Here is a 12,405-nt window from a genome sequence, read left to right as displayed (position 1 = left end):
GCATATCGCAAAAATCCGTGTTATCCGGATTCCACGCTTTAAATCTCGTTAGCAAGCAAATAATCGGCTTCGTCGTCGGGTAGCTGTTCGATTTCGGCAAGCAACTTTTCCAGATCGCGGTCGTCATGCTGTTGGATTTGCAACCGGGCCAACTCGGCGGCCTGCAATTCGACGGTCCGCAATTCGAATAACGCTTTCGCCGGCAGCTCGATATTGAACACGCTCTGAATGCGCGACTTGACCTGGATCGCGGCCAAGGAATGCCCGCCCTGCTCGAAAAAATCTGCATCGACGCCGACGGCCTCTAGCCCCAAGACCTCGCGCCAAATACCTGCCAGCTCGGCCTCTATCCAGTTCGACACCGGCTTCAGTTCCCGTTCCGGCAACGCCGGTTCCGCGATAGCCAGCAATGCCAGCCGGTCGCGTTTGCCGTTGGGCATTAACGGCAATTTATCCAAAACCACGTAATTCGCCGGCAACATATAATCCGGCAGCGTTTGTTTGAGGAAAGCCTGCAACGCCGAGTTCTCCGGCACCGTGGCTGACGGGCTGGCGACCAGGTAGGCCAGCAGTTTTTTATGGCCGGACACGTCTTCTTTTGCCAGCACCACCGCTTCTTGAATGGCTGGATGCAACTGCAAACGCTCTTCGATTTCGCCCAGCTCGATCCGGTAACCGCGAATCTTGATTTGGTTGTCGATGCGGCCTAAAAACTCAATCTCGCCGCCGGCGCCAAAACGCGCCAAATCGCCGGTTTTATAAAGCCTTGCACCTTCGGCGCTGAACGGGCTAGGAATGAATTTTTCCGCCGTCAACGCCGGCCGGTTCAAATAACCTCTGGCCACGCCGGCTCCGCCTACGCATAACTCGCCGCCGACGCCGGCCGGCACCGGCTGGAGCTGCCGGTCCAGAATATAAATGCTTACGCTGTCGACGGGCCGGCCGACAGGTAGCGTCATGTCGCCGGCGTTTTCGTCGCTCCGGTAAACGCTGCTCCAAACCGTGCCCTCGGTCGGGCCGTATTCGTTATAGAACCGGACCTTCGGCAATTTTCTGTGGTGCCCGGCCGCAATCTCGCCGGAACAGGCCTCGCCCGCGACGATAACCGATTGCAGCGTGCGTAGCCGGTCCAGATACCTGTCGTCGGCAATAGCCGCATAAAACGAAGGCAACGCCAGTAAGTGAGTGACTCGGTGCCGGTTAATCAAACCGGTCAAGGCGGCCGTATCCGTCAACTCGTCTTGTTTCGGCAGGCATAGGCAACCGCCCTGGCTTAAGGTCCAGAATATCCCGGCCACGGAGCTGTCGAACGCAAACGAGGACAACAACAGAAAGCATTCCGGCATTTCGCGGTAATAATTTGCCCTGGCCAACGTCGAATGCAGCAAATTGCGGTGGCTGATCGCCACGCCTTTAGGCCGGCCGGTCGAACCCGAGGTATAAATAATGTAAGCGGTATTTTCCTGCGCTGCCGGGCATGCCAAGACGGTCGCGGCAGGATAGAGTGCCGGCTCTCGGTCAAGGCAATATACTTTGATGGAGCAGCGCTGAAAGCCGTCGGCCAAAGAACTTTGCGTCAGCATTACGCCGATACCGGCATCGTCCAGTATGGCATCTAGGCGCTCTTTGGGATAACTCGGGTCCAACGGCACATAAGCGCTGCCGGCTTTGAGCACGGCCAGCAAACCGACGATCAGTTCCAGCGAACGTTCGGCGCAAACGCCGACCCGGCATTCCGGCCCCACACCCGATGCCGACAGCCGTTCGGCCCATTGCTGCGCGCGGCGGTCAAGCTCGCCGTAGCTAAGACTTTGGCCGGCAAACACCAGCGCCGATCTATCCGGCGCCATTCGCGCCTGGGCTTCGATGCACTGGTGTATCATCAAACCGTCGGCATAACTGGCTTGGTTATTCCGGCCGCTCCAATCGTCAAGCAACTGTCTGCTTTCCGTTGGCGTCAGCAGCGGCAATCGGCCGACCGGCAAGTCGGGATTGCTGGCCGCGCCGGCCAGTATTGTTTGCAAATGCCCGGCCATCCGGGCGACGGTGCCAGCATCGAATAAGGCCGTGCTGTATTCGAAACTACAAAACAGTTGGCCATCGCGTTCGTCGACGAATAGGCTTAGGTCGAATTGGGCGATATGGGTATTCATCGCCAGCGGCATGGCCGACACATCCTGCATCCGAAAATGCGTTGCCGGCACATTCTGTACCGCCAGCATCACCTGGAACAAAGGCGCATGGCCGGTGTTGCGAACCGGCTTCAGCGTATCCAGCAATTGACCGAACGAAAGTTCCTGATGGTTCTGATCCTGCAAGGCCTGTTCGCGCAGTTGCAACAACAGTTCCGAGAACGGCAGATCGGCTTCGATTTGGCAACGCAGCACCAGCGTGTTGACGAAAAAACCTATCAAAGCCGCCGTCTGGCTTTGGCCGCGCCCGGCCACCGGATAACCGATGCAGATATCCTGGCTGCCGGTATAGCGGTACAACAAGGTGTTGAGAGCGGCGGCCACCACCATGAACAGTGTGGCATTGTATTGCTTGCCCAGTTCTTTCAGCGTCCGGCTCAACTCGGCAGAAAACTCGAAACTGTACATGCCGCCCCGGTAGCTGAGTACCGGTGGCCTTGGTCGATCAGTCGGCAACTCCAGCAGCGGCGGCGCACCGGCCAGTTTCTGCCGCCAATAGTCCAAATGCCTGGCCCATTTTTCCCGCTGCCGGCGTTGCCATACGCAAAAATCGCCGTACTGGATCGGCAACTCCGTCAAGGACGACGGCTTGCCGTGGCCGTATGCAGCATACAGTGCGGCGACTTCTTGCATCAACACCCCGACCGACCAGCGGTCGGAAACGATGTGATGCAGCGCCAACAACAGAATATGCCGCTGTTCGCTCAATACCGCCAGCAGCGCCCGTAACGGCGGCTGTCCGGTAAGCAGAAACGGTCGATGAATAAAATCGTCGGCGCATTGCGGGAATAAATCCATCGCACGCTCATGGCTAAAGCCCGTAAAATCCAGGTACGCCAGCGGCAACCGGCTGTCGGGCAAAACTTGCTGACCCTCGGCGACAAACAGGCTGCGTAGAATTTCGTGACGCCTGACCACTTCGTCCAGGCTATGTTGCAAGGCCTGTATATTCAGCAAACCGTCGAATTGCACGGCTCCGGCAACGTTGTAAATCGGATTGTCCGGTTCCAGCTGCGACATGATCCACAAACGTTCCTGCGAATACGATAAGGGAACCGGTTGGTCCTTATTTCGTTTTGTAATGGCACCATTAGTCGGACTATGGGTTTTCTTCAGTCTGGTAATCAGTTGTGTGCGACTGACTGACCGTTGCTTATCCGGTGTTTTGGTCTCGATCATAATTTTTCCCTCGTGAAGTGGTGCATAGCCTTGAATACAGCTATCTCCATCCAGGCTATCGACAACAGCAGTTGCCACGCTTAGGACCGCTAACGTCTCGACTCATAATCGGCGGCAAGCTCCAAGTCTGTTGGGACATGAAAACCTAACCGGTTTCGACAGTAATTCCGCCAATCCTCCGAACCTGAATCGAACACTACATTCTCTCCGGGCCACATCGATTCAGTAACGCTGAAATCCTGGTGCAAATAGACCACGGCATCGTCAGACAATGACTGTTCAATCCGCCAGTCCGGAAATTCATGGAATGCGTTGACCGGATAGGCCTTGCAAAAGGGTCTTGCCGGTTTTTTCGAAGCAATTCCGCTTTCCTGTTCCGCCTGTTGCAGTAAAGTGGCGGTTTCCACTCGCGCAGCCGCCAAGGCAATTTGATAAGGCGTTCTAAGATCGCGACCGCTATTGATTGGATTGGCTCCTGCTTCGAGTAATAGCTTCACTATTTCCGTGTCGCCGCGGCGGCCCGCAGCCCAATTTAATGCGGTCCAGCCATAATCGTCTTTTTGTTCCAATGCTTCGCCATTTTCAATCAAGGCTTGTAATCGGTTGATGTCACCCGTCTTAGCCGCTTCAATCAGTTGTGGTTTGTTCATAGATCGTTTCCTTAATAGAGAATCATTTGAATGGGTTATGATGTTGCAATTCCTTCACAGAAGAATCTCGTCGCGCCCATATAGCCGCCGGGCATCGCTAAAGCCGCGCTCATGGCAAACCGCCAGCATTTTGTTGATTTCGCGGATATACGCATCGTCGTCTTCCGGCTCCAGCGCCATGAAATATTGCAGCCACGGCTCGCGGCCGATGGCATAGACGTAGACGCGGCTGGCGCCGACCGCATCCAGCAACCGCAATGCGCCTTCGGCATTGCTGCCGTTCGAGCGGCGGGCCTGGCAGTGTTTGTGATCCGGCAGCTTGGGCAACAAAGCGCCGTAAACCCAGGAGAGCGGCGCCCCGATGCATTCCATGCCCAAAAACACGGTGTCGATGGGCCCGTATTCGGCGCATAGATTCCGGTACATCTGTTCGTCCAGACAGTTCGAATCCGCGGCGAATAACACTTTCCGGTTTCCGTCGCGAACTAAATAGGCACTTTTTGCAAACGGCAAATCGTTGTGTTCGCCCAGAAAAGGGACCGCGACGATTTCGCCCCCCGTCAACGGGATACTGTCTAACGGATCGACTTCAACGACCTGCCGAAAACCCAATTCCCTGGCCAACAGTTTCATCGAAATATCGGCATAAAAAATGCCGGAGCTTTTGGGTACCACCAGGCAACCGATTTTGTGCCGTAACCGTAACAGGGTTTCGAATACATAATGGTCGTGATGGACATGGGTAATCAGCACGTAGTCGATATGCGCCGGCAAATCCTGAAAACTGTATCGGTCTATTCCGCCCTGGCTGGGTTTGACGGCGATGAAAGGGTCGATCAGCACGGTCATACCGGCCGTTTCGACCAGAACGCCCGCATGGCCCAGATAGCGTATTCTCACGCCCGGGCCTTGCCAGGATTCGCCGGCATGAGGCGCCTGATCGGTCAATAAACGGATCAGCCTGCCTTCGTCGCCGGCATCCAGGCCCAGCACTTCCTGGATATAGCCCAGGGATTGCGGCCGGCTATCCAGCTTGAACAATTCGTCGACAGCGGCTTCGGCAAACGGAATCCGCCAGGATACGCTGTCGCCGTCCGGCAGGCGCGGCGTACTCATGTAATATGCCCGCGCCCGGTCATGGGTTTGCGTGAACAGTTGGAACGACTGCAAATGTTTTTTGTAATGCCGGCTTTTATAAAAAAGGCTTTCGATACAGCGGACAATCGGGCGGTTGTTATAGTCGTAGAGCAATTCGACGTAACCGCGTAACGATTGAGGTAATTGAGGGTAATAAGCTTCCAGGCTTTGCCCGATCGCCTCGCGATCCAGCAAATTCTGAAAAGCGATCAGGTCTTCGGCCATCCGCAGGCTTTCGGCATGCTCGCCTCCCATGCGCTCCAGCATTTGCGCGATGTCGGCCGCTCGGTCGACCGGTACGTTGACAAACGGCCCGCCCAGCAATTTCGGATTGGCGCTGGATTTAAGATGGATAGCGGGATTTTGCAGATACGAAGTCAGATTCTTCTTCTGATAATTCAGCATATGCAGACTGTAGGGCACCGGCGAAAAAGTGTGCGGCCAGGCAACCCAGTGATCGACCAGCGCTTCTACGGCAGTGGAATCGGCAAGCCGGTATAGGGTTCTGTCGTTCATGGTTTCCGTTTCCTGTTCATTGATTTGTTATCGAGCCGTGGGAAACGAACGAATTCGCCCCAAAAACCCATGCTGTTCGGCATCATTCCTCGGCCTGATACTCAGCCATGCGGTCAACGAATTCGGCTAGCGTCGCCGCTTCGAACAACACATTGACCGGCAGATCGATGGCGAACATTTCCTGTATTTTTGCCATCACCTGGACGCCCGCCAATGAATGCCCCCCCAGTTCGAAAAAGTCGTCGTGAATACTCAACCGATCGATACCCAGGACTTCACGCCAGATGGACGCCACCGCTTCCTCGGCCTCGTCGCGCGGCGCAACGAAACCGTCCTGATCGCCGGCCCGGATTTCCGGCATCGGCAACGCCTTGCGATCCAGCTTGCCATTGGCGTTCAACGGCATGGATTCAAGCCATAGCCATGCCGAGGGCTGCATGTAGTCGGGCAAGCTCTCCTTAACAAGAGACCTCAGCGCATCCTGAACCGAAGCATCACCGCTCCAATAGGCGACCAGACGCTTCATGCCGGGCACATCTTCCCGCACGGTGACCGCCGCCGCAGATATCGCGGAATGGCGCAGTAAGCAGGCTTCGATTTCACCGAGTTCAATGCGGTAGCCCCTGATTTTGACTTGCCGGTCGAAACGGCCCAAGAATTCAATGGTTCCGTCTGCGCGATATCTCGCCCGGTCGCCGGTTCGATATAAACGTCCGCCGCTGCGCCCGAACGGATCCGGCACAAAGCGTTCAGCCGTCAAAGCGGGTTGGCCGAGATAGCCTCGGCTAATACCGTCGCCGCCAACCAGCAACTCTCCCGCCACCCCGACTGCCACGGGCTGCATCGCCGCATCGACGATGTGAATGCGCATATTGGCAATGGGGGTGCCTATCGGCAGCGTGGCCTCGCAATCCGCCGGTTGAACGCGATAAACGCTGCACCAGACGGTGGCTTCGGTCGGACCGTATTCGTTGAATAGCCCGACGGCCGGCAAGCGTGAATGGTGCAGTTCGGCCAAAGTGCCCGGACAGGCTTCGCCGGCGACGATGGCGGTGCCCAGGCTTTGCAACGCGGCGCTGGGCACATGCTCCAGCAACAGTTGATACAGCGACGGCAAGGTCAACAGGTGGGTGACCCGGTGACGCTCGATCAGAGCCCCGAGTCCCAACGGTTCTTTCAGCAGGCTGTCGTCGGGCAAACACAAGGCGGCGCCCTGGCTTAAACTCCAAAAAATACCCGCCACCGAGCTGTCGAAGGCGAACGACGGCAATAACAGATAACACCCCATCGGTTCACGGTAGTAAGCGCTTCTCGCCAAAGTCGAATGCAACAGATTGGCATGGCTGACCACCACGCCTTTGGGATGGCCTGTCGAGCCGGAGGTATAAATCAGATAGGCGGCGGATGCCGGGAAACGCACGACAGCCGGGTTAGCCGCACTGTATGCGCCGAACTCATGCGGTTCGTCGACGCAGATTTTCACCGCGTGGCCGCAATCCGGAACCGGTGCCAGGGACAGCACGGTCAACAGCCAGCCGGTCCCGGCATCCTGAAACAAATACGTCTGCCGTTCCCGAGGATAGCTCGGGTCAATGGGCACATACATGGCGCCCGCTTTCAAAATGGCCAGCATACCGATCAATAAGGCGGGGCCACGGGGCATGCTTAACGCGACACGGCGCTCCGGCCCGACGCCCTGCTCGATCAGATAATGCGCCAGCCGGTTGGCCCGTTCGTTTAACTCGGCATAAGAAAGCCGCAGCTCTCCGAACACCAGCGCCGTTGTCTGGGGCTGGCGGTCCGCAACCGCTTCAAACAGGTCAACGATGCTGCGCTGCTCCGGATAATGTAGAGTCGTAGCATTCCAGTCCGCCAGTTGCCGTTTTTCCGGTACGCTCAAAAACGGCAATTGGCTCAACCGGGTAGCGGGGTCCGCCAATATCCCGTTCAGCAGGCATTGAAAATGTCCCAGCATGCGCCGTACCGACAATTGGCTGATGATGTCGCAACGATGGCTGAACACGGCCGTCAATCCCTGGCCGGTTTCCGCGCACAGCAGGGCCAGATCGAATTCTTCCGACCTTTCCGGCAAGGCAACCGTTTCGGCAGCGGCATTGCCCCACCGGCCGGCGGCGCCGGATTGCCCCAAGGCCAGCGCCGCCGCCAACGGATCGTCCGCGGACTGCAGCACGAACCAGGTCCGAAACGGCGCTCTATCGTTGCCCGTGCGGTGCAACGCCTTCTCCACCAGCAAAGCATACGGATAATATTGATGATCGAGCGCTTCCAACACGGCGGCATTGACCTGAGCCAAATAATCGCAAAACGGCTGTTCGCCATGAGGCCGGCTACGCAATGCGACCGGGTTGACGAAATAACCCACCGAATCGGCAAATTCACGTTTGGGCCGCCCTAAGGTCGGACTACCGACGATCAGATCGGTTTGACCGCTGTAGCGGTACAGCAGGGTCTTGAAGATGCTCAATAACAGCGTATACAGTGTGGTTCGGCGGGCTGAGGCCAAACGTTTAAGCTTATTCAACGTTTCCGGCGAGATGCGCAACGTTTCCGTAGCGCTCCGGTCTGACGATGCCTCCGCGGATGGACGTTCGCCCGGCAGTTCCAACCGGGGTATCTCGCCGGCCAGTTGCCGGCGCCAATAGCTCAAGTCTTGTTCGGCAGCAGCGCTTTCCAGATAATGTTGCTGCCATGCGGCATAATCCGAGTAGCTTGAAGCGGAGAATGGCAGTTGAGGCGCTTGACCGGCACATCGAGCGATATAGAGTGCTTGCAAATCGGCCAGCAATACTTGCAGCGAACGAAAATCGACGATCAAATGATGCGCGCAAAACGCCAGAACAGGCTCGGCATCGGTACAACGGAATACGCCGCATCGCAGCAGCGGCCCGTGTTCCAGGTCAAACGGTTCATTGACGAAAATCTGCAGCTTCTTCATTTGCTGCGAGCGGTCGCAACAATCAACCCGTTCCAGCCGCGGCTCCGGTTGGTCGAGAGGCAGGCAAACCGGCAGCCGGTCGGCGCCCAGTTTAAACCCGACGCGCAGTTGCGAATGACGCCGACGCAACTCAATCAGCGCACACTCTAGCGCATCCCAGTTCAATTCGCCCCTGATTTGCAATGCAACCGGCATGTGGTGCAAAGCTTTGCCCTGCCCTAATTGCGCTTGTGTCCACAAAGCCTGTTGATTGTATGACACAGCGAAATTTAAAGCTTTCCCTCTACCGGTATCGGCAAGAGGAACAGGTGTACCGGCGGCATGTTTTGCCAGGCTCAGCGCCGTTGCGGCGCAATCGGATAAGGTCGAGCCGCCGAGTAGGCCGGTGACCGGCATATCGACATCCAGTAACTCGTCGAGGAAATATTTCATTTCCACGGCTTTCAACGAATCCAGGCCCAGTTGCGATAGCGTATGGTGTGGTTCGGCAGCGCCGGCGGACAAGCCTGATAATGCCGAGGCTTTCAGCGCAAGATGTCCGGCCAATAAATCGGCGGCATTGGCGCGATTCATCGTCAGCAAAGCCTGGCGTAATAAGCGGTGTTCGGCGGCGCCCGCATCGACATTCGCTAAAGGCCGTGGCTCGCCCGCCGCTTGCGGGTTGTCGCAGGCGATAAATTCAAAACCCTGTTGGATAAAAAGCGCCCGGCAGGCATTTCGCCGAAGCTTCCCGCTGCTGGTTTTTAAAACGGCGCCGGGTTTGAGGAACAGGATACGGTCGGCTTGGATACCGCATTCTTCGGTTAGTCGGGCACGAATCGCCGAGAATTCGCTACGGTAATCCCCTTGCCTGACCCGATTGCGTTTTAATTCGGCCAACACGATCAACTTCTCGCCGTCGCCTTCGTCAACCGAAAACGCCACTGCCGATGCAGGATTCAACGCATCGGTTGCCGCTTCGACGGCATGTTCGAGATCGTGCGGGTAATAATTACGGCCGCGAATAATGATCAAGTCTTTCAAGCGCCCGGAAACGAACAATTCCCCCTCGTCGATAAATCCCAAATCGCCGGTGCGCAGCCAGGATCGGCCTTCGGCATCTTTGACGAAAGCTTTGCCGCTCATTCCGGGATTCTGCCAATAGCCCTGGGCGATGCTGGGACCGCTCAGCCAAATCTCTCCGATTCGGCCCTCCACACAACGCGCACCGCTATCAGGATCGGCAATACGCAAGTCCTGTCCGCGATCGATATCGATCGCGCCGCAGCCGACCAGGCTTCTGGCATTCGATGGATTGTCACCGATCGAATGGACTCTGCGCTGCTCCAAGGCGGTTTTATCGAACGCGGCAATGCTTGGAAGGGATTGTTTAGCGCCGCCAGTCGCCAATAATGTGGCTTCGGCCAGGCCATAACAGGGATAGAACGAACGCCGCTGGAATCCGCATGCCGAAAATGCGTCGCCGAATCGCTGCAAAGTCAGCGGATTGATGGGTTCGGCGCCGTTGAAGGCCAGTTGCCAACTACTGAGATCGATCCCGGCCAATTCGTCGCGGCTGATTTTTTGAACGCACAAATCGTAAGCGAAATTAGGCCCGCCACTGGTATGCGCACGGTAATCGCTGATAGCCTGCAACCAGCGCAGCGGTTTTTCCAAAAACGCCATCGGCGCCATCAAAACCGCACTCGCTCCGCAATACAAGGGCTGCATCACATTACCGATCAGGCCCATGTCGTGATAAAGCGGCAGCCAACCGACCACGGTCGAGCGTTCGTCATGGCCGAACCGGCGCTTGATCAACTGCTGGTTTGCCATCAAGTTGCCGTGGCTGATCATCACCCCCTTGGCGTCACCGGTAGAACCCGAAGTGTATTGCAGAAAGGCCAAATCCAAGGCTTGCAAGAGAGGCGGTTGCCACGAGCTGGCATCATCAAAGTGTTCGTCGGCATCGGTTCGCCACCAATGTTTTTCTAACAAATACTCTGTGGTGCCTGGGAAATCGTGAATGTTGCCGGCAACTTGCCGGGTGGTAAGGATTATTTTCGCTTTGCTGTCATCAAGAATGGCCTGTAGTCTGGGCATATGCCGATTATTACTGGGCGGATAGGCCGGAACGGCGACTGCCCCGGCGTAAAGGCAGGCAAAAAAGGCCACGATGTAATCCAGGCCGGACGGATAGAGCAATAAAGCCCGCTCGCCTTGCATGCCCATCCGCTGCAACGCTGCGGCCAATTGCCCGGCTTTTGCATTGAGTTCGCCATAGGTCAACGAATGCCGGCCTGATGCCCCATAATCCAAAAATGTATACGCGATCCGGTGAGGATGGCATGCCGCGCGCCGCTGCAACACCTCCGCCAGAGAATTTGCTCCTTCGAGCAATAGCACATCATCTGTGGAACTATCTAAATCATGTCGCTCGTTTAACACATACCCTCCGTCTATCCGACAGGTGCCGTACGAAATTTCGTCTTTGAATCGCCGTCTCTAATTTCAAGTGCAGGCAACCTCCACTGAAAAGCCAGGCAAAATGATTCAAGTCCGTTTAGATATGTGGAAGACGATCTATAGAAATAATTTCCCCACCAAAAAGTTGTTTTAGCAACAGCCTGGAAACACTTCGGCATTGATTTGAGGCTGAGCGCAGTTAATCCGAGGGAATTCGAAATTGCCGATTAGAGCATTTTCATATCGTGTGTAGGGAAGTCCTCACCGTCTGAAGGGTGCCCTGCCGTTAAATCCAGTTCCGTAGGGTACGCTGTGCGTACGTACCATTGGGAGGGGGAGGGTGAAAAGGTACGCATAGCGTACCCTACACGGTTTGCCCAAGCCAAGCTGGCAAGGGAGTATCGCGATAAGCGCTCGGCGGGAGGTGGATTTTCCATGGTTTGCCTCTCTCCGAGTTCGCTTCCCCTTCTTTCATTCCGACGCGAAGATACCCATGAAAACAAATATCTCATTTGGCGCTCTGTTTGCTTAGCCTCATCGATCCCGCTCACGCCGCCGGTATAATGACCGCCGGCCGCGCCGAATCGCCCGCCATGACGTGTCCCGGCCCCCTGTTCCCAAAGGAGATCGCCATGCTGCGTTCATATATCGACCACATCGCCGTCACGGCCCCTTCCCTGGAAACCGGCGAAGCCTACATTCGCCGGACGCTCGGGACAAGCCTGGAAACCGGCGGCGCACATCCCCGCATGGGAACCCATAATCGTTTGCTGAAACTGGGCGAGATGCGTTATCTCGAAGTGATCGCGATCGATCCGGCCGCACCGCCGCCCGACCGGCCGCGCTGGTTCCGGCTCGACGCGCCCGATCCTGCCCGGCCGGCGCGGCTGGCTGCCTGGATCGCCCGCACGAACGACATCGCGGCCGCGGCAAAGGCTTCGCCGTTCTCTTTGGGCGGGATCGAGCCGATGCGCCGCGGCTCCCTGAACTGGCTGATTACCCTACCGGCCGACGGCGGCCTGCCGCTGCAGGGCGTCGCGCCGGCGCTGATCCAATGGCCCGAGGGCATTCATCCGGCCGCCGCGCTGCCGGACAGCGGCTGTGCGCTGGTGCGCCTCGAAGGCTTCCATCCGGAAGCCGGGAAGGTGCGCCGCGTACTGGATGCGGTCGGCTTCGAAGACGATTTTCGGGTGTTCGAACTGGAGCCGGGCAGGCCGCCTTATCTCGTGGCTCACATTCGAACGCCCGCCGGCATGCGGCAACTGGGCGGTCCCGACGGGTGAATTTCGCGCCGTCCAGGGCCGCCGCTGCAGGTTGCAGACGGAACCAA

The 12,405-nt window shown here is 57.1% G+C and carries 5 protein-coding genes; 1 reads left to right on the top strand and 4 read right to left on the bottom strand.

Going from position 1 to position 12,405, the window contains the following annotated elements; translation table 11 throughout:
• Positions 1–38 precede the first annotated feature (38 nt).
• The 4 genes from METAL_RS06245 to METAL_RS06230 all read right to left on the bottom strand — a co-directional run bounded on the left by METAL_RS06245 (position 39) and on the right by METAL_RS06230 (position 11,015).
• Positions 39–3,212 carry a non-ribosomal peptide synthetase gene (locus METAL_RS06245; protein ID WP_245549481.1) on the bottom strand — a complete coding sequence of 1,058 codons (3,174 nt, stop codon included), beginning with the start codon at positions 3,210–3,212 and terminating at the stop codon, positions 39–41.
• A 248-nt stretch (positions 3,213–3,460) separates the two neighbouring features.
• Complete coding sequence (locus METAL_RS06240) at positions 3,461–4,021, bottom strand: ankyrin repeat domain-containing protein (protein ID WP_005370684.1); 561 nt, start codon at positions 4,019–4,021, stop codon at positions 3,461–3,463.
• A 54-nt stretch (positions 4,022–4,075) separates the two neighbouring features.
• Positions 4,076–5,674: an MBL fold metallo-hydrolase gene (locus tag METAL_RS06235; RefSeq protein WP_005370682.1), complete on the bottom strand. Its 1,599-nt coding sequence runs from the start codon at positions 5,672–5,674 to the stop codon at positions 4,076–4,078.
• Positions 5,675–5,756: 82 nt separating this feature from the next.
• Positions 5,757–11,015, bottom strand: coding sequence for a non-ribosomal peptide synthetase (locus METAL_RS06230; RefSeq protein WP_245549480.1), 5,259 nt, complete (start codon positions 11,013–11,015; stop codon positions 5,757–5,759).
• Positions 11,016–11,707: 692 nt separating this feature from the next.
• Between METAL_RS06230 and METAL_RS06225 the strand changes: the two genes are divergently transcribed.
• Positions 11,708–12,358 (top strand): VOC family protein, encoded by a 651-nt coding sequence (locus tag METAL_RS06225; RefSeq protein ID WP_005370678.1) that lies wholly within the window; start codon positions 11,708–11,710, stop codon positions 12,356–12,358.
• Positions 12,359–12,405 lie beyond the last annotated feature (47 nt).

The organism is Methylomicrobium album BG8 (genome assembly GCF_000214275.2).
Lineage (GTDB): Bacteria > Pseudomonadota > Gammaproteobacteria > Methylococcales > Methylomonadaceae > Methylomicrobium > Methylomicrobium agile.
The sequence above is the reverse complement of the archived record's forward strand: the minus strand, read 5'-3'. Positions and strand labels throughout refer to the sequence as shown.